The sequence below is a fragment of the Phyllobacterium sp. SL163 genome, from assembly GCF_049896885.1.
GTDB lineage: Bacteria > Pseudomonadota > Alphaproteobacteria > Rhizobiales > Rhizobiaceae > Phyllobacterium > Phyllobacterium calauticae.
The window spans coordinates 16,649-35,079 of sequence record NZ_JAFCVE010000004.1 but is presented as its reverse complement, the minus strand read 5'-3'; the positions used below and the strand labels follow the sequence as shown (position 1 = coordinate 35,079).

Annotated in this window: 17 protein-coding genes; 7 read left to right on the top strand and 10 right to left on the bottom strand. The window is 58.9% G+C overall.

Going from position 1 to position 18,431, the window contains the following annotated elements:
• Nucleotides 1-170: 170 nt before the first annotated feature.
• The 3 genes from ACP7B1_RS09945 to ACP7B1_RS09935 form a co-directional block, all read right to left on the bottom strand.
• Nucleotides 171-3,284, bottom strand: a complete 3,114-nt coding sequence (locus ACP7B1_RS09945; protein ID WP_426136900.1) for an efflux RND transporter permease subunit — start codon at nucleotides 3,282-3,284, stop codon at nucleotides 171-173.
• The gene (locus ACP7B1_RS09940) at nucleotides 3,281-4,522 is read right to left on the bottom strand and encodes an efflux RND transporter periplasmic adaptor subunit (RefSeq protein ID WP_346305033.1); all 1,242 of its coding nucleotides are present in this window, start codon (nucleotides 4,520-4,522) and stop codon (nucleotides 3,281-3,283) included. Before ACP7B1_RS09940 ends, ACP7B1_RS09945 begins: the two co-directional genes overlap by 4 nt.
• Before the next feature lie 290 nt (nucleotides 4,523-4,812).
• On the bottom strand, nucleotides 4,813-5,514 hold the full coding sequence (locus ACP7B1_RS09935; RefSeq protein ID WP_346305032.1) for a response regulator transcription factor: 702 nt from the start codon (nucleotides 5,512-5,514) through the stop codon (nucleotides 4,813-4,815).
• Nucleotides 5,515-5,645: 131 nt separating this feature from the next.
• Here ACP7B1_RS09935 and ACP7B1_RS09930 point away from each other — a divergent pair, with 131 nt between their 5' ends.
• Nucleotides 5,646-6,329, top strand: a complete 684-nt coding sequence (locus ACP7B1_RS09930) for a response regulator transcription factor (protein WP_403175791.1) — start codon at nucleotides 5,646-5,648, stop codon at nucleotides 6,327-6,329.
• Nucleotides 6,316-7,707, top strand: a complete 1,392-nt coding sequence (locus tag ACP7B1_RS09925; RefSeq protein ID WP_426136899.1) for a sensor histidine kinase — start codon at nucleotides 6,316-6,318, stop codon at nucleotides 7,705-7,707. The genes ACP7B1_RS09930 and ACP7B1_RS09925 overlap by 14 nt, the downstream gene beginning before the upstream one ends.
• On the opposite strand, the gene ACP7B1_RS09920 is transcribed toward ACP7B1_RS09925, so the two are convergent.
• The 5 genes from ACP7B1_RS09920 to ACP7B1_RS09900 all read right to left on the bottom strand — a co-directional run bounded on the left by ACP7B1_RS09920 (nucleotide 7,692) and on the right by ACP7B1_RS09900 (nucleotide 13,966).
• Nucleotides 7,692-8,432, bottom strand: coding sequence for a polysaccharide deacetylase family protein (locus tag ACP7B1_RS09920; protein ID WP_346306590.1), 741 nt, complete (start codon nucleotides 8,430-8,432; stop codon nucleotides 7,692-7,694). The two genes, ACP7B1_RS09925 and ACP7B1_RS09920, sit on opposite strands and share 16 nt — an antisense overlap.
• Nucleotides 8,433-8,552: 120 nt before the next feature.
• Nucleotides 8,553-10,931: an outer membrane protein assembly factor BamA gene (gene bamA, locus ACP7B1_RS09915; protein ID WP_346306591.1), complete on the bottom strand. Its 2,379-nt coding sequence runs from the start codon at nucleotides 10,929-10,931 to the stop codon at nucleotides 8,553-8,555.
• 212 nt (nucleotides 10,932-11,143) lie between these two features.
• The gene (locus tag ACP7B1_RS09910; protein ID WP_346306592.1) at nucleotides 11,144-11,746 is read right to left on the bottom strand and encodes an invasion associated locus B family protein; all 603 of its coding nucleotides are present in this window, start codon (nucleotides 11,744-11,746) and stop codon (nucleotides 11,144-11,146) included.
• A 238-nt stretch (nucleotides 11,747-11,984) separates the two neighbouring features.
• Nucleotides 11,985-13,244 carry an ATP-binding protein gene (locus ACP7B1_RS09905; RefSeq protein ID WP_346306593.1) on the bottom strand — a complete coding sequence of 420 codons (1,260 nt, stop codon included), beginning with the start codon at nucleotides 13,242-13,244 and terminating at the stop codon, nucleotides 11,985-11,987.
• Nucleotides 13,241-13,966 (bottom strand): response regulator, encoded by a 726-nt coding sequence (locus ACP7B1_RS09900; RefSeq protein ID WP_346306594.1) that lies wholly within the window; start codon nucleotides 13,964-13,966, stop codon nucleotides 13,241-13,243. Before ACP7B1_RS09900 ends, ACP7B1_RS09905 begins: the two co-directional genes overlap by 4 nt.
• A gap of 216 nt (nucleotides 13,967-14,182) precedes the next feature.
• Here ACP7B1_RS09900 and ACP7B1_RS09895 point away from each other — a divergent pair, with 216 nt between their 5' ends.
• Both ACP7B1_RS09895 and ACP7B1_RS09890 read left to right on the top strand, forming a co-directional pair.
• Nucleotides 14,183-14,821 (top strand): hypothetical protein, encoded by a 639-nt coding sequence (locus ACP7B1_RS09895; protein WP_346306595.1) that lies wholly within the window; start codon nucleotides 14,183-14,185, stop codon nucleotides 14,819-14,821.
• A gap of 59 nt (nucleotides 14,822-14,880) precedes the next feature.
• A complete protein-coding gene (locus ACP7B1_RS09890; protein ID WP_346306596.1) occupies nucleotides 14,881-15,042 on the top strand; it encodes a hypothetical protein in 162 nt (53 codons plus the stop codon).
• Between the two features lie 96 nt (nucleotides 15,043-15,138).
• Here ACP7B1_RS09890 and ACP7B1_RS09885 read toward each other — a convergent pair whose 3' ends face one another.
• Entirely contained in the window at nucleotides 15,139-15,612 is a 474-nt protein-coding gene (locus tag ACP7B1_RS09885; RefSeq protein ID WP_346306597.1) for a VOC family protein, read from the bottom strand.
• Between the two features lie 105 nt (nucleotides 15,613-15,717).
• Between ACP7B1_RS09885 and ACP7B1_RS09880 the strand changes: the two genes are divergently transcribed.
• Nucleotides 15,718-16,455: a pentapeptide repeat-containing protein gene (locus ACP7B1_RS09880; RefSeq protein WP_346306598.1), complete on the top strand. Its 738-nt coding sequence runs from the start codon at nucleotides 15,718-15,720 to the stop codon at nucleotides 16,453-16,455.
• Between the two features lie 80 nt (nucleotides 16,456-16,535).
• On the opposite strand, the gene ACP7B1_RS09875 is transcribed toward ACP7B1_RS09880, so the two are convergent.
• Nucleotides 16,536-17,465: a LysR family transcriptional regulator gene (locus tag ACP7B1_RS09875; RefSeq protein WP_346306599.1), complete on the bottom strand. Its 930-nt coding sequence runs from the start codon at nucleotides 17,463-17,465 to the stop codon at nucleotides 16,536-16,538.
• A 134-nt stretch (nucleotides 17,466-17,599) separates the two neighbouring features.
• On the opposite strand from ACP7B1_RS09875, the gene ACP7B1_RS09870 reads away from it, so the two are divergent.
• Both ACP7B1_RS09870 and ACP7B1_RS09865 read left to right on the top strand, forming a co-directional pair.
• Nucleotides 17,600-18,115, top strand: a complete 516-nt coding sequence (locus ACP7B1_RS09870) for a hypothetical protein (RefSeq protein ID WP_346306600.1) — start codon at nucleotides 17,600-17,602, stop codon at nucleotides 18,113-18,115.
• 32 nt (nucleotides 18,116-18,147) lie between these two features.
• The gene (locus ACP7B1_RS09865; RefSeq protein WP_346306601.1) at nucleotides 18,148-18,426 is read left to right on the top strand and encodes a metal-sensing transcriptional repressor; all 279 of its coding nucleotides are present in this window, start codon (nucleotides 18,148-18,150) and stop codon (nucleotides 18,424-18,426) included.
• Nucleotides 18,427-18,431 lie beyond the last annotated feature (5 nt).

The window sequence follows — 18,431 nt, the reverse complement described above, 5'->3', positions numbered from 1 at the left end:
GGGCCGTTGGGTTTGCAAGCCGGTTAACAACCGTATCCTGCGCACCCTTACAGGACAAGTATGGCATTCCTGTGCACACAGGGCGCGCGGCCGCCGCCACGAGGAGCACAAAAACAATCAGGCGTGCTCTCCGGTCATCCCGAGAGCGACGCCTGAAAATATATTCTGTATCAATGGGTTAGAACTGTTCCTTTGCTGGGAAGCATATCAGGCGTTGTATCGTCCAGCGCATAATCCTTTTTGCCCGAACCGCCGAGCGCCAGATATATGACCGGCGTCGTAAAGAGCGTGAGGATCTGCGAGACGACAAGTCCGCCGACGATGGCAATGCCAAGCGGCGTGCGCAGTTCCGCGCCGGGGCCTGTGCCGAGCGCCAGGGGCAATGCGCCGAGGAGAGCGGCCATGGTCGTCATCATGATCGGCCGGAAGCGCAGCAGGCAGGCCTGATGGATCGCCTCGGCCGGGGCCAGACCCTGATGGCGCTCGGCTTCCAGGGCAAAGTCGATCATCATGATCGCGTTCTTCTTCACGATCCCGATCAGGAGAATGATGCCGATCATCCCGACGATGGACAGGTCCTGGCCGAACAGCAGCAGGGCCAGCAAGGCGCCGAGACCGGCCGAGGGCAGGGTGGATATGATTGTCAGAGGATGAATGGCACTTTCATAGAGAACGCCGAGCACGATGTAGACCGCTATGACCGCCGCCAGGATGAGCCATGGCTGGGTGCTCAGGGAACTCTGGAAGGCCTGTGCCGTACCCTGGAACGTGCCGGTGACGGTGATTGGGAGCCCTGCCTTCAACTCCGCGGTGTGGATGGCCGTCACCGCGTCGCCGAGGGCTATGTTGGGCTTCAGATTGAAGGAGAGTGTCGTTGCCGGCATTGACCCCTGATGATTGATCGTCACCGGTGACACGGTTGTTTTCACGGATGCCAGCAGGCTCAGCGGAACGAGCTGGTTCAGCGTCGACGAGCGCACGAACAGATGATTGAGTGCATCGGTGGACAGGCTGTAGCGCGGGTCGACCTCGAGCACGATGTGGTTCTGGCTGACCTGCGTGAACTGGGTTGCGACCTGACGTTGTCCGAAGGCATCGTAGAGCGTGTCATCGATGGCCTGAACACTCACGCCGAGACGCGATGCGGTGGCACGGTCGATGTTCAGTGTCGCGCTCGTGGCTTCGTTCTGCTTGTCGGAGATCACGTCCTGGACCTCGGGCAATGAACTGAGGGCCTTGGACATGACGGCAGCCCATTTGGTCAGTTCGTCCGTGTCCTGAGCTTGAAGCGTGTACTGGTATTGCGATGCCGATGAGCGGCCGCCGACCTGAATATCCTGACGTATCCGCATGCCGAGGGTCAGTCCCTCCATGCCCGCGACGGCTTTCTTCAGGCGCGCCATGACCGCTTGGGCGGTGCTGCGCTGGCCGAACGGCTTCAGATTGATCTGGACCTGTCCCACGGCGGTGGAAGGGCTGGGGTTGATCCAGTAGGCCACGTTGTCGACGGCCGGATCCCGCATGATGATGTCGCCAAGGTTCTGCATTTTGACAGACATCGCATCGAAGGAAATATCTGTTGCTGCCTGTGCCTGCGCCTGAATGAAACCCGTATCCTGTTCGGGCAGGAATCCCTTGGGGACGATGACGTAGAGCCACACCGTCAATACGAGGGTGATGCAGGTGACGACGAGCGTGATGCTGCGGTGCCGGAGAACGAAATCCAGTCCGCGGCCATAGGCGCGCGTGATCGAATTGAACAGTCGCTCGGACCAGTTGAAGATGCGCCCGTGCGATGTGTGTTTCTCGTCGCGGATCAGCCAGGCGCACAACATCGGCGTGACGGTCAGGGATATCAGGCCGGACATCAGGATCGCGACGCTGACCGTAACGGCAAATTCGCGGAACAGGCGCCCGACAATGCCGCCCATCAGCAGGATGGGGATGAAAACGGCGACAAGCGATATGGTCATCGAGATGATCGTGAAATTGACTTCACGCGCGCCTTCGATGGCGGCCTGCAGCTTGGATTTTCCGTTTTCGAGGTGGCGCACAATGTTTTCGATGACGACGATGGCATCGTCCACGACAAAGCCGACAGCAATTGTCAGTCCCATCAGCGACAGATTATCCAGACTGTAGCCGAGAAGGTACATGACGCAAAACGTGCCGAGCAGCGACAGCGGGATCGTTATGCTCGGAATGAGCGTTGCCCAAAAGTTTCGCAGAAACGAAAAGATGACCATGACCACGAGCGCGACGGTGATCAGCATCGTGATCTGCACGTCGAACACCGATGCGTCGATGATCTGCGTGCGGTCGCCGACGACTGACAGTTTGACGCCAGCTGGAAGCCCGGCTTCCAGTGCGGGCAACCTGGCCTTTATGTTGCTGATGGTTTCGAGAATGTTCGATCCGGCCATTTTGTGAACATCGATCATGACCGAGCGTTTCGTCTGCAGCCATGCGGCCTGCTTGTTGTCTTCAGGCCCCGCGATCACCTTGCCCACATCCTTGAGGTAGATCGGAGCGCCGTTGCGGTAGGCGATGATGGTGTTGCGGTAGGTCGGAACATCGACGATCTGGTCCGTGGCATCGAGGACGGTGGTGCGGCCGTCGCCGCTGATCGAGCCTTTGGGTGTATTGACTGTCTGGCTGCCAACGATGCTGCGGACATCCTCCAGAGTGAGCCCACGTGCGGCCAGTCTGTCCGGGTCGATCTGAATGCGCACGGAGGGACGCTGCGGTCCGTGAAAATCCACGAGCCCCACACCGTTCATCTGCGACACCTGCTGCGCAACGATGTCTTCGGCGTAGTGGTCGAGTTCGGTGAGCGGAAGGCGGTCGGAGGTCAAGGCCAGCGTCAGCACCGTGGCTTCGGCGGGGTTGGATTTATGATAGGTGGGAGGGCTTGGCAGGCTCTTGGGCAAGCTGCCCGCCGCCGCGCCGATGGCCGCCTGGATATCCTGCGCCGCGGCGTTGATGTCCCGCGACAGATCGAATTCAATGGTGATGTTGGTCCGGCCCGAAGAACTGGTCGAGGTCATCTGATTGACCCCGGAAACATTGGAGAGCTGATTTTCCAGCGGCGTGGCGACCGATGTTGCCATGGTGTTGGCACTGGCGCCGGGAAGGGTGGCTTCCACCTGAATGGTTGGAAAGTCCACCTGGGGCAGCGAGGCGACGGGAAGCATGAAGTAGGCGACCGCGCCAAGAAGCATCATTCCCAGTGCAAGCAGACATGTTCCCACGCGGCGGCGGATGAAGACCTCGGAGATGCTCATGGCTTTGTCTCCGCAGCGCTTGCAACATTCGGCTTGGCGTTCTTTGCCGAAATCGAAGCGCCGTCGCTCAGGCGGGATTGTCCGCTGACGACGATGTCCTGTTCCGGCCCGAGACCGGATTTCAAGGCGGTAAATCCGCCCGCAGTCACACCCGCTTCGACGGAAACGGTCGCCACCTTGTTATCGGGCTTCACAACGAAGACGTATGGTCCGCTCTGCCCGTTCTGGATCGCCGAGGCGGGAGCGGCGATGACGTTGCGGTCCGTTCGTGTCACCACCCGCGCCGTCACCAGCTCGCCGGGCCACAGGCTCAGGTTTTCATTGGGAAAGGTGGCCTTCAGCTTGATCATGCCGGTATTCTGGTCCACCTGGCTGTCAATGGCGGTGATCTTGCCGTCAGCAAGATGTTGTCGTCCGTCACGGCTGTCGACGGCGACCGTCAGCTCGCCGCTGTTCTGGCTGGCCAGGAGATCGGGAAGGTCGTCCTGCTGCAGCGAGAACTGGACTGCAATCGGTTTCATCTTGGTGATAGTCACGAGACCCGCGGCGTCCGATACATGAAGCATCGAGCCTTCGTCGACCAGCTTCAGGCCGGTGCGGCCGCTCACCGGCGCAGTGATCGTCGCAAATTCCAGATTGAGCTTGGCGGCATCGATGGCGGCCTGATCGCCGGCAATCGTTGCTTCCAGAATAGCCACCTGACCTTTGGCGGTATCGGCGATCTGGACTGCACCATAGCCCGAACTCGATAGCTTGGACGCGCGGTCATAATCGGCCTTTGCAACAATCAGCTGGGCACTGTCCTTGGCCAGCGTGGATTGGGCACGGGCGAGTTCGGCTTCATAAGGGCGCGGATCAATCCGGGCCAGGACGTCGCCGGCCTTGACATCCTGACCTTCCTGAACGGCCAGATTGAGCAGCTGGCCATCGACCTTGGTTCGCACCGTCACGGTGGACAGCGCTGTCACGGTGCCGAGGGCGGAACGTTCAATCGATAGATCCCGAATGTCGGTTTTCCCGGTGGTGACGGGGATAGCAGTCGGCGCGGAAGCCGATTTTACCGGGAGACCGTTCAGAGACGACCAATAGTGCTGTCCGGCGAAACCGGCTGCGGCCAGCATGACAAGGCCGCCGATCACAAAAAACCGGCGGCGGCTGCGGCCACCCGGCCTCGGCTCGGCGGGCTCGTTCAGATGACCATCGTCCTGACGGAATTCATTGGGGCCGCGGTTCAGCATGGGCACGCACCAAGATAGGCAACGGCGCAATCAACCGATGGCGAGCGTGCCGCGTGAGCAGCACATGACGGCCCATTGGGTCGTTTTCGGCCAACGTGCCCGATAGGCCAGAACCGGCGGGGGTTCTGTACAGAAACAACAGCGTCTAATTCCATCTTTGGCACCACCGAGGCAAGAAAATGCGGCAATCAATTTTGCTGCTGCCCCGATAATGGATGCCTGGTCATGCTCTCGACTTCGCGCGAACATGAAATGTATTTTAGAAAGTGCGCGCCGGGCACGGTGTGAGGTCAATCGCCGCCAAGCGCCTGGTCTTCCGGCATCCGCCCGATGAGATAACCGGCACCGGCGATGGTATGCAGAATGGACTCTTCGAAACCGGAGTTCAGCTTCTTCCGCAACCGGTGAATATGCATGTCGACGATGTTGCCCTTCGGCTCGAAATCATAATCCCACGCCGCCTCGAGCAGCATGGACCGGGTAACGACCGCATTGGCATGCTGCATGAGCGTGCGCAGAAGAAGAAATTCGCGGTTCTGCAGGTCAATGGCGGAACCGGCGCGTGCGGCCTGCCGCTTCTTCACGTCAAGCGTCAAATCTCCGACGCTCAGTATATCGGCTCCAGCCGTCCGGTCGTTTCGTCGCTGCAATGCCTGGACACGGGCAAGAATTTCCGAAAATGCATAGGGCTTGCCGAGATAATCATCGCAACCGCTGCGCAATCCCTCAATCCTGTCCTTGGCGGTGGCGATGCCGCTGAGCATCAGCACCGGCAGATTGATCTTCAGCCGGCGCAGTTCCGCAACCACGGCCAGACCGTCCAGGCCCGGAAGGATGCGGTCGATGATGGCCACGTCATAAATGCCCTCCATTGCGAGGGTCAGCCCGAGTTCGCCGCCCGCGGCATGATCGGCCACGTGGCCGCTTTCGTTCAGGCCGCGCGTCAGGAAGCGCGCCGTCTTTTTGTCATCTTCGACGATCAATATTCGCATGGATGACGTTTCCATTTATAAAATGCATTTAATGTTTTGGCGAAGTCGCATCAGGGTCGCACCAATTATGGTGTATAGCAAAGGCCCGCCTCTCAGATTCAATCTCAATTGGGCGTTTTCATGGAGGTGACGTGTCGACAATTCTTGTAATCGAGGATGATGTCCGGACAGCGTCCGAAATCGAAGCTGCGCTGATCGACAATGGCTGTGCCGTCAAAATAGCCGCCGATGGCCGAGCGGGACTGCTCGAAGCCGTGACGGGCAAGTATGATGCCATCGTTCTTGACCGCATGCTGCCGGGAGAACTGGATGGGCTGGGCGTGCTGTCGACCCTGAGAGCTGCCGGCATCCACACGCCGGTGCTGATCCTGAGTGCGCTTTCCGCCGTGGACGAGCGGGTCAGGGGATTGAAGGCAGGGGGCGATGACTACCTGACCAAGCCGTTCGAATTCCTGGAGTTGACGGCACGCATCGACGTGCTGGCACGGCGGCGGTCGGTCGCCATGCCGGAAACGTCGCTTCGCGCCGGTGATCTGGAAGCCGATCTCCTGACCCATACCGTGAAGCGGGCCGGAAAACTCATCGATCTCCTGCCACGAGAGTACCGGTTGCTGGAATACATGATGCGCCATGCGGGCCAGATCGTGACCCGTACAATGCTGTTTGAGGAAGTCTGGCACTATCGTTATGACGAGCCGACGAATGTCATCGACGTTCATGTCAGCAAGCTTCGCAAGAAGATCGAAGCCACCGGAGCAGCGGCGGTGATCAGAACAGTCCGCGGCTCGGGATATGTGCTTGATGCGCCTGATTGAACTCGTACACACAACAAGTTTCCGGCTGGCTATCGCTTTTCTGGTTCTCTTTGCAGTCGCATCAGGGGCGCTGTTTGCCTTTCTTTCATGGGAAACCCGCGACTTTCTGACAGACCGCACGGATGAGTGGCTGCTGCGGGAGGTCACTACCTTTTCCCCGCTTGACGATCAGGCCATCACGTCGCGATTGGCGACGAGGGAATCCGTGAACGCCGTCAAGGAACGCCCGATTTCCTTGTTCGACCCGCACGGTGTGCTTCTTGCAGGCAGCCCCATGGCTTTGCCCGCAGCGGATAAGATCAAGCCAGATCCCCACAATTTCGCGACATTGAGGGCTGGCAAACGTGCGCATTTCCGCGGGGTTATGAGGTCATTGCCATCCGGCAACACGCTTCTCATTGCGCAGGATGTCGGGGAGCTGCGCGAATTCAATGATGTCCTCACCAACGCCATGATCCTGGGCGCTGCCGTAACGGCGGCCCTGGGCTTGCTCGGTGCGGCGTTTATCGGTGCCGGTTCCGTCAGGCAGATCCACACGATTTCAGATGCGACCCGCAACATCATGAGCGGAGATCTGACACAGCGGCTGCCCGCCCTGGGCGGCAGCGGCGATGTGCGCCGGCTGGTGAAGGTCGTCAATTCGATGCTCGATGAGATCGAGCGGCTGATGCACGAAGTGAAAGGGGTTTGTGACAATATCGCGCACGATATGCGGACCCCGCTGACGCGCATGCTGGCGGGGCTGGAGCGTGCCCGCCGCAGGGCGGTGACTGCAGATGAATATGCCGAATATGTCGATGGCGCGATTGTGGAAACGCAATCAATGTTGAAGACGTTCAGCGCGCTCCTGCGTATTTCGGAGATTGAAGACGGTGCGCGCCGGGCAGGGTTTGTGCCGGTGGATATGAAAACCGTCGTATCGGATGCGGTGGACCTGTACGAGCCGCTTGCCGAGGAGCGCGGGGTCGAACTGTCCGTTGATTTCGGTGCGGTTCCCCTCAGCATTCTCGGCGATCCTAGCCTGCTGTTTGAAGCCGTGGGCAATCTTGTCGACAACGCCATCAAGTTCACGCCGCGTGGCGGCGCCGTCAAAGTCAGCCTGGACGGGCATCTGAAGCGGCCGCGGCTTTCAGTGGAAGACACCGGCCCCGGCATTCCCCCACAGGAAAAGGAACTGGTGCTGCAGCGATTTCACCGGGGTGAAAGAAGCCGCCATGAACCGGGCAACGGGCTTGGCTTGAGCCTCGTGGCGGCGATCGCGCGCCTGCATGGCATCGACTTGAGCCTTGGGGAGCAGAAAACCGGCTGCAACGTGATACTGGAGTTCAACAGCCATGAGCAGGGGCGCACGCCGGGGCAGGTTCAGCCGGCGTCATAATCCTTGATCCGGCCAAAGGTATAACCCCGGGCCTTCAGTCCTGTAATCAGCGCTTTCAGATTGTCCGCACCGTTGAACATGTCCTGAAACATCTCGTCATGCATCAGAAGTATCAGCTTGTTGGGCTGGGCCAGTTTGCCGAAGCCGAAGAGATGATCGATCTCGCCGAGCAAATGATCGACGGTCTGGACAGGTTTGCCGCTGTTCTCATGGACCCATTCGTGATCCCAACCGTAGAGAAAATAACCGCTCGCCGCGACAAATTCGAAGTCCGGTTCTTCACGCCGGTCTTCCGGCTTGCCAATCGACAGATCGTCCGATGACAGGTCGGGAAGGCGGAAGACATTGCGTCCCGGCAGACGCGCATGGATTGGGTTGCCGGTCAGCCCCAGCGAGGTGTTGGCGCGCGCCAGATCGGCCAGCAACTCCTCAACGGAGGAATAGAAAAGGCGATAGTGATTGTTCGCATGGGTGTAGCTGTGGTTGCCCACCGTGATGAAGGGTATCGACTTGGCCTTTGTCACCAATGCTGCCCGCTCGCTGCTCGCGTCGGCATGCAAGCCCACCATGAACATCGTGGCCGGAACGTTTTGCGCTTGAATGACGTCCAGGATGTTCGACGTTCCCTCAAGCGGGCCATCGTCGAAGGTAAGGTATATCGTTCGTTGTGCGAAAGCAGCGGACGAGAATATGCATAGGATCAGGCACAGAAATACGGTCCGCATGGGTTTCTCTGAAACGGCAGCAAAGTACAATGTGATTGCTTTCAGCAATTGGTACGCGGATTTGTTTCATGCGGGGCGGGAGACTGTCAAGCGAGACACTGGCGCATATCAAACCAACCGTCAGAACTTGCTCGACATGTTGAAGCTGAAGTTCTGCACCTGGTCTCCATCGACTTTCAGCACGGGAATGGCGTAGTCAAACCGGAGGGGGCCGAATGGCGATGCCCACATGATGCCGGCGCCAACGGAAGCGCGCCATTGCATGTCTGTGTTGATGGCGTAGGCATTGTCGCTGCCGAACAGGGTGGCGACATCGGAAAAGACAGCGCCCCTGATTCCAACGCTTTCGGGTATCAAAGGCACGGGAAATTGGGTTTCGGCAGTTGCATTGACATAGGTCGTGCCGCCGACAAAGCTGCCGTCCGCATCGGTAACACGGGAGTCGCGGGGGCCGATTCCGGCATAGCTGAAGCCGCGGATCATGTCGCTGCTGCTCTGGAACGTATCAAAGACGCTCAGCCCGTTGTTGCCGAGCTCCTTGATGTAACCGCCGCCGACGCGAACCAGACCGACAATATCCTGCTGTGCCGACAGCGTCTTGTAGAAGCTGCTTTTGAAGGTGGTTTTGAGAAAGCTGGCATCGCCGCCAAGCCCGGCCGCCTCCTGTTCGAATTTCGCGTAGAGGCCGTCGTGCGGGTTTTTTCCATCATCGATGGTGTTGTAGACAAGTGACCAGCTGACCGACGACTTGATCCACGTTCCCTGACTGGCGGCATCGATATAGGCCTGCGACACCAGTGTCGGGTCAGGAACGCCGCTTGCGGTCAGGGCCGCATCGTCAATCGTTATTTTCTGCTGCGACAGGTTGTATGCCACGCCGGCGGTGAGATCCGTGCTGATCGGCAGGCCGAACCGGATCGATCCGCCCGTCGTGTCCGTCAGGTATTTGTCGGTTACACCCGATTGCCGCTTGTAGATATCAAAGCCGGCTGAAATGCGCTGGCCGAGGAAATAGGGCTCCGTGAAGGACAGGGCATAGGACTGATAATTCTGGCTGTTGAAGAGCGTTGTGCCAGCCGACAGACGCAGATACTGACCGCGCCCGAGAAAGTTCTTCTCGGTAATCGAGCCTTCGACTGAGGGACCGGACTGATCCCCGCTGGTAGTGTAGCCGCCGCCGATCGAAAAATCGCCGGATGATTTTTCGACGACATCGACGATGAGCACGACCTGATCGGGCTGCGAACCGGGTGTCGTCGAGATATTGACGCTCTGGAAAAAGTCGAGACGCTCCAGGCGCTTCTTGGCGCGCTGGATCAGAACCTGATTGAACGCGTCGCCTTCGCTCACATCGAATTCACGGCGGATGACGTAATCCCGGGTTTTCGCGTTACCGCGGATTTCAATGCGTTCGAGATAGGCGCGCGGACCCTGGTCGATGTTGTAGACGACCGAAATCGTATGGTTCTGGAAATTGCGGTCGCCGCGCGGGTCGATCTTGGCAAAGGCATATCCTTGGCCGGCAACCTGCTCCGACAGCTTGCTGACGGAATCCTCGACTTCCCTGGCGTTGTAGGTCGTACCCTCCTTTGTGTGTACCAAACCGCCAAGTTTCGATGTATCGACACCGTCGACCGAACTCTGGATTTCGACGCCGCCGAACGTATACTTTTCGCCTTCGTCGACCGTAACGGTGATCGTATATTCATTGGTTGCCGCATCGAGATTGGCCGTCGATGAAATCACGCGGAAATCCGCATAGCCGTGCTCGTAGTAGAACCGCTGCAGGATTTCTTCATCCGCCCGCATCCGCTCTTCGCTGTAGACGTCATTGCGCGTCAGCCAGGACAGGAAATTGGATCGGCGTGTCGTCATCAAATCGCGCAGCCGGCGCGTGTTGAAAGCGCGGTTGCCGACAAACACGATGTTGGCGATCTTGGTACGGTCGCCTTCGTTGATGTCGAAGACAACGTTGACGCGGCCGCCATCCAGATTCATGAGGCGCGAACTGACCGTCGCGTCATTACGGCCAGTATTGTGATAAGCAGCGCGTACAGCCTCGGTGTCGGCATCGAGCGTCTGCTGATCAAACGGGCTGCGCGGCTTCAGCTTTACCGCCTGGGCAAGCTGCGTATCCTTGATCTTCTTGTTGCCCTGAAAAATGACCTGATTGACGATCTGGTGTTCAGACACCGTCACAATCAGCGCACCGCCGGACTGGGTGATGCGCACATCGCTGAACAGGCCGGTATTGAACAGCCGTTTGGTTGCCGCATCGATATCGGCGCTGGAGAATGGCTTGTCGGGCGTGATGCCGAGATTGTCCTTGACCGTTTGAGCATCCACCTGGGCATTCCCGCGCACGTCGATGCGGCTGACGGTTGCCGCCTGCGCCGCCGTCGTCCCTGCGACCGTCGCAACGATCGCTGCCGAATTTATCAGAACCGCTGAAATGGCGAGCGCCGACGCTGCACCAGTGAATTTTGAACTTGCCGCCATCAACTATCCAAACTCTGTCTTGTCATTCCGGGAAGGGCACTCAAGAATTGCGGCAACCGGATGCGCGCGTTGGGCTCGACATTCCCTGCGGGCGATGTCCAAAATCAGTCCGTATTGTCTCGAACTTTTGCTGCAGGCGGCCGTTTTGTAATCGAACGTTGCTGGTGGGTGGGCAGCACCGGAAACAGTTTTGGCACGGTGCAGCGAAGGTCCTATGGACGGATGGCCGCGCTCATCTTCTGGAATGCCGATTGAAACCCCTGCAGTGCGAACGGGAAATGCATGGCTTCGCCGGACCTGAGTATGATTGCGATATCGACCTGCGTGCTGGTTTGCAGCAATGCCAATTGCTGCTGATTGAAACGGATATCGGCAACGCACCCCTCCGGTATGCACGACATCAGGGGAAATTGCAGGGATGCGGTGCCGATGCGGATGGTGATGCCTTCCTGCAGCAGGAAGCCGGATGGCAGCATCACATGTCCGCGCACGCCGTTTTCATCAATGCCGTTGATCTGCAACAGTATTTTGCCGTCGGGAACCCGATTGTCCACAAGGGTCTGCGACAGGAAACAATCATTCCCGGCCTCCATTTCCTGGCAAAGCAGCGACCAGTTCTGGAATGTTTCCTCCTGCGACGGCGACAACAATTTCACGGTAAGCGGATCCTGCGGGCTCGCGTGGGCCTGTCTGGGTCCCGATGCCTGCCTGCGCTCGCTGAGCACCTGATCAAGCAGGGTTTTGTTGTCGACACCCGCTTGAGCGGACATTGGCAACAGTCCGGCAAGGGCGAAGACGAGGCAGGCGCCGCGCATGAACCTCGCACTGCTCCGGCATGGGTGATCTGGCGTCATGGCGTTCCGCAAATCGCTTTGCGCCGCATTCGAGCGGCCCGTTTAACCTGTACGGGCAACGGCTGGACCCTGTCGGTCCAACGGTGGCCTGTCGGTCAAAAGTTGCAGGACACGATGTTGAGAATGCGTTCCGCCGGTTTCAGAAGATTTCTGGCTGCCGCGGTTTCGTTAACCAGTGTTTCCCGTGCCGCCGGCCAAACTAAGCTTGCGGCCGCGTTTCGACGGTGAACAGGATGGTCTGGAGAAGACCCGACGGTTCGCGGTTGGCAATGGTGACCGTACCGCCGAAACGCTCGATGATCTCCTTGGCGATTGCCAGTCCGAGACCGGCGCCAAGCACGGTCTTGCGCCGCGAACGGTCCGCACGGAAAAATGGTTCAAACACCTTGTCCAGGAGTTCGGACGGAATACCGGGCCCATTGTCGGTGATGGTGATCACAGCCGCTTGCTGCCGTTGTTCCATGACGATGTCAGCACCATTGCCATGGGTCGCGCCATTGATGATGAGATTGCGCAAGGCCCGCTTCAGCGCCAGCGGGCTCGCCGCAATTGACAGTGGCGCAAGGTTCTGGACATTCACCTTCATGTCCAGACCGGAAAGTTCGTCGGCTATCTCCCGCAGGGTGAGATCGAGCCGCGTGCTTGCGAATGTATCCCGGACTGTTTCCTCGCGAACAAGACTGATCGCGCTGTCGGCAATATTGCTGAGTTCCTCCAGATCATTCAGCCATTTCTGGCGATCGGGATCATCCGGCAGGAATTCGGCGCGCAGCCGCATGCGGGTCATCGGAGTGCGCATGTCGTGACCGGCCGCCGCAATCAGCCTCATGCGGCTTTCCGTGGCGGTTTTCAGCCTCTCCGACAGCCGGTTGATCGTCTGTGCCGTGGCGCGGACTTCCTGCGAACCGGTTTCCGGAACATGGGGCAGGGTCCCGTCAGCGCTGACCGCCGTCACCGCATTGTCCAGGAGCAGGAGCGGCTTGGTGATTTTCGATGCGGCAAAGATGGATACGGCGGTGCTGCCCAGCGTGATGAGGGTTATCCATGCCGTCAGTATCCACCACATGCGCGGTGTCATATCCGGAACGTCGACAACCAGCCACATGCCTGTCCGCAGCCTGACCGAAGCGGCAAGGCCCTGCCGCCCAGCATTGCGGGTGACGATGACTGTCCGGGTAAGTCCGGCTTGGGCAAGCTCGCGCATGAACATGCCGGACAACCGCCTGTCGTCAAAGCCGGGGGCCTGCATGGGTTGTATTGCAAATTCCTGTGACGCCGCGCTGGCCGGATTTGCCTCGATCATGCGGATGACGGGACTGATCTTCTGGATGACCGGCGACAGCACGGCTTCGGGCGGAGGCCCGCGCAGCACGGTCACGGCGGTCAGCGTGGCCAGAAGCACCACGGTGACAATCGCCAGAAACAGCAGAAGGGCGATCCGGTTGCGCAGGGAGTTCATGGTTGGACGGCAATAAGTTTGACGGGAACAGTCAATTGATAACCGCCGTTGCGCACGGTCTTGAACAAGGGACGCTGCTCGCAGTCGCCGAGTTTCTTGCGCAGGCGACTCATCAGGACATCGATGGACCGGTCGAGCGGATCGCGGTCACGCCCCTGTGTCAGATCAAGCAGCTGGTCGCGGGACAGCAGCTTTCCCGCTCTTTCCAGGAAAACCTTCAAGAGGTCGAATTCCGCGCCAGTCAGATCGACCGCACTATCCGACGGACCGAGCACCCGGCGCAATCGCGGCTCGACGACAAAGCCGGCAAATTCGAACGTGCTGATTTCTTCCGCAGCCGGCTTGTCACCGTTTGACCGGCGCAGCACTGCCTTGATCCGGGCGGTCAGCTCACGCGGGTTGAATGGTTTGCTCATATAATCATCGGCACCGATTTCGAGGCCAATGATCCGATCGACGTCTTCCTTGAGCGCGGTCAGCAGGATGATCGGAACCTGCTGCCTCTGGCTGCGCATGACCCGGCAGATATCGAGACCGGACCCATCCGGCAGAAGGACATCGAGCACAAGCAGGTCCGGGTTGCGCTCGGCGAAGAACGCATCGAACTCGCGCCGGTTGGCGGCCACTGAGACGCGGAAACCCTGCTCCCTCAGATAGCGCCCGAGAAGCGAACGGATTTCGGCATCGTCATCGACGACCATGATATGGGCTGCAGTTTGCATCGCTCAACGCATTTCTAATCGCATCGCCGTTCCTAACGGTTTTTCCAAAAGCCCGGCAGAACAATTTTGTAACGAAACATTGCCGGATATGCGCTCGTTTACGTTCAGTTACAAAAATAAGGCCGCGAGCAAGTTTCCGAAATGATTGAGACGGATTTCCGACGCCCGCACGTTTCATGTTCCAGCAGCAAGACTTTCCCTGATGCGAGGTGACGAATGACACATACGGTTCTGACGGCGGGATTGGCCGCAGCGATGGTACTTGGCCTTGCAACGGGCTCGGGCGGGGCGGGTCCGATGGCTCGCGCGGATAATGTGATCCCGGATAAAACCGTTGTCCGCATCTCCTTCACCCAGCTCGCCCGATCCATTCTCGGTGACGATGACGATTACAACGGCGAGAATGCGTGCGGCGGGGAGCCGGCAGACAAGTCCGCTGTCCCTGAGCATAGTCGCGAGCGGCATGCGGGGCCGCCGAAGGATGGCGCCTTTCCCTTGGCAAGCTGGCTGTCGGCCCAGGAGACCATTGTCGGCATCCAGAGTGCACAACTGGATGCCTGGAGACGCTATACGTCGACGCTCCTGGCGTTTGTCGATCGGTCGCCGGCTGGTCCCGGCACTGAATCCTTGCCGGAAAAACCAAGAGACGAACCCGGCAAGCCGCATGAAAGGCCACCATTGACGGCGGATCGCATGGCGGACCTTGCGATAGAGCGCGGTGCGAAAGCGCAAATCTTCAAGCAAGCCAGAACGGCATTGCTTGAGGTGTTGACGCCGGATCAGCAGGCGATGTTTCTCGATTCCGAGCGGAAACACCCGTGGGCGCCGCATCGTGTGCCGCCGCGGGCGCAATGAGCCGTTTTCCCGGGGCAGCGCCCGATTTTCATGGGATGGTTTGCAAATAGGCGGCACAGATGGACGCTAATCTGGTTTTAACGGCTTGCAGTCTGGCGATTGCGTTTCTCAAAGCGGCGTGCGCGCCCTATGTCCGGTCGGGGCTGGGTGTCTTGCGCATCCGCAGCAAGCGTGCGGATGCGGAGCCCGGCACCGGGACAGCCAAAGCCAGGACGCTTTAGTCTTGTCGGGTGCAGTAGATTGTTGGGCATGGCGACAAGCGGATGACGGCAAAGCGGCGCCGGGACATGGTCGTCCTTGGCGTTCGCGTTGCAGCGTCAACCACGCCGGGCTGCCTCGATCGCGGCGACGTCGATTTTCTTCATGCCCATCATTGCATCGAACGCGCGCTTTGCTTCGCCGCCGCCAGCCACCAGCGCGTCGGTCAGCACGCGCGGCGTAATCTGCCAGGAAATCCCCCACTTGTCTTTGCACCAGCCACAGGCGCTTTCCTCGCCGCCATTGCCAACGATGGCATTCCAGTAGCGGTCGGTCTCCTCCTGATCGTCGGTGGCGATCTGGAACGAGAAAGCTTCGTTATGCTTGAACACAGGGCCCCCGTTGAGACCGAGACAAGGAATGCCGGCAACCGTGAAATCGACCGTCAACACGTCGCCCTGTTTGCCGGATGGGTAGTCACTGGGTGAACGAAACACGGCACGCACCGTGCTGTCAGGAAACACCCCGGCGTAGAAGCGGGCGGCTTCCTCGGCATCCTTATCGAACCAGAGACAAATCGTATTCTTTGCCATTGCGTGATCCTTTCGCTGTGGAACTAAGTTTTCCGTCTTGTTTGAGCCTTCCATGCGCATAAAACAGAAGCAGATTTCGTAACGCGGAGCCAAGGGGCGAATAAAATGACCAATGAAGCTTTAGAGACCGCGTTGCAATCAGCCGGTTTGATCGAAAATCTGAGCTTCAATGGCGATGACGTGAGTGAATATCACATCGTGGAAGCGCAATTCCGCAATTGTCATTTCAAGAATTGCAACTTCGACCTGAGTAAAATCCATTCGTCCGAATTTATCAATTGCCGTTTTGTTCATTGCTCATTTCGCGAGGCTGAATTTCAAAACTGTTCATTCTACGATGAGATCGAACAAACGGGATCCCAATGGTCGTTTTGCAATCTGACCGAGGCCAAATTTTCACGCAGCAATTTAAGCCTGAACAAACTTGATAAATGTGATGCTTATCTCCTCGAGTGCATGGAATGCGCCGCCAGCGGCATGTCATTGGAAGTTGGGGTCCATCGAGAGGTCGGCAAACGGATCCTGACCGGGGGCGTGCGCTTTTCCGATTGCAAAATGCAATATGCCGTTTTTGTCCCTGGAAACTACGAGGAGAGCAGGTTTGAACATTGCGATCTCCGCGATGTCTCCCTCGCGGGAAGCAATCTGACCCGAACAAGTTTTATCGGTTCCAGCATCAACAATATCGATCTGTCGGGTGCCACGCTCGACAATGCGGTTCTCGCAAACGCAACTTTCGATGAGATCGACCTGGCGTCGATGTTTTCCTATAAGGCAATGGTGGTGAGCCGCGACCAGCACGAGAATATTCTGGCGTCGATTGGCATCGTGACGCTCAACTGACCCCGGGATTGCCGCTTCCTCGGGAAACCGGCCCCCATGTCTGCGCATTGTCATCTCGCGTGTTGGGCTTGTCGTCCCTATCACTGCGGCTTGTTGCCGGCACCCGGGCGGCTCTTCACGTGATCGATGAAAGCGCGCAGTTTCGGCAGCATTTGATGGCGGCTGGGATAATAGAGATAGACACCCGGCATCATCGGCGCGAACTGTTCGAGCACCCCGATGAGCTTGCCCGCTTTCACCGCGCTGGAGGCGACGGGCCCGGGCACCTGCGCGAGCCCCAATCCTTCCACCGCCGCACCAATCACCGTCGGCATGTCGTTGGCGATAAAAGGCCCGGAAACCACGACGTCCACCGGTTCGTTGCCGCTGACAAAGGACCAGGGAGCGATCGACCCGTTCGAGCGGCGCATGCGGATGCAGGCATGATAGCGCAGATCGTCGATGCGCTCCGGCCGTCCCCGCCGGTACAGATAGTCGGGGCTGCCGACCACGGCCAGCGGGAGCGACGGCGTCAGCTGCACCGCGATCATATCGGCCTGGATGAACTGGCCGAGCCGGATGCCGGCGTCAAATCCCTCCGCAGCGATGTCGACCAGCTCCGCGCCCGTGGCGATCTCCACCTCGACATCGGGATAGGCTTGGCAGAAGGAAGCGATCAGCGGCTCCAGCAGGATCGGCACCACGGCCCGGGGGGCCGCAAGCCGCAGCAGTCCGGCCGGTCGCCGCCCAAGATCGCGTGCAATCTCGCTTGCCGCAACAAGTTCTTCGAAGGCGGGTTTTGCGCGCGAAAGGAACCGTTCGCCGACTTCGGTCAAGCCGACACTGCGCGTCGTGCGGATGAAGAGTGCCGCGCCAAGACGGGACTCAAGCGTGCGTACGGCCTGACTGATCGCAGACGGCGTCACCGCAAGATCCGCAGCCGCCTTGCGGAAATTGCGGTGCTGCGCGACGCTCAGGAACGCCTCGACGCCGTCGAGAGCGCCCTGCCTGACTGTGAAGTTGCGTTTCATAACCCGTCAACATTATCGCGAATAGTCGATCGCGGGAAGCAGTCCTATACCGGTATGCAAGTCAGGGCATCACGCGACGGCCGGTCATGGCCGCCATGTCACCTGACATCCGGCAGAATGGATAGGAACCCAAAATGTCCCCGGCATTCATCTTCAATGTGCATCTGGTTCTCGGTTACGTCCCGTGGCTGCTTTGCTTTGGCGCCTATGTCTGGCCCAGGCTCAAGTCCATGGACCAGGCCGAGGCGCAACGTGCCATCGCCACGCTGCACAGTTTTCGCTTCTTCGGTCTCGTCTTCATGATTCCGGGCGTTGTTGGTCCCAATCTGCCCTCCGACTTCGCGACAGTCGCCGCCTATGGCGACTTTACCACCGGCCTGTTGGCCATGCTGGCTCTTCTCAGCGTCAGGACGCGCCCGCTCTTCCAGCTGTTTGTCGTTGCATTCAATCTGGTGGGGGTGGCCGACATCCTCATTGACTATTATCACGGCATCCAGCTCGGTCTTCCCGCGCTCGCGGGGCAGTTGGCCGGCGCGTACTGGATTCCGATCATCTATGTCCCCCTGCTGATGATCACACACGTCGCCGCATTGTATTTGCTGATGCGTTCTCCGCTCCACCTCGTCGGATATCCTGAGCCCCGCACTTGACCATATCCCCCCTGGGGGGATATGAACGCCTGATGAACATTGATCAAAAGCATTCCCACCACAGAGAAATAGCTCTTCGCCTGAAGCGGGCGGATGGCCATTTGAAGAAGGTCATCGAGATGATCGAGACCGGCCGAGCCTGTGTCGACATCGCTCAGCAGTTGCACGCTGTCGAAAAGGCCATCAGTCAGGCCAAGAAAACACTGATTCAGGACCACATCGATCATTGCCTGGAAGATGCCGTCAGTTCGATTTCGACTGAGCAGCGCGGTTCGATTGATGAGTTCAAGACCATCACCAAATATCTGTAAGGCGT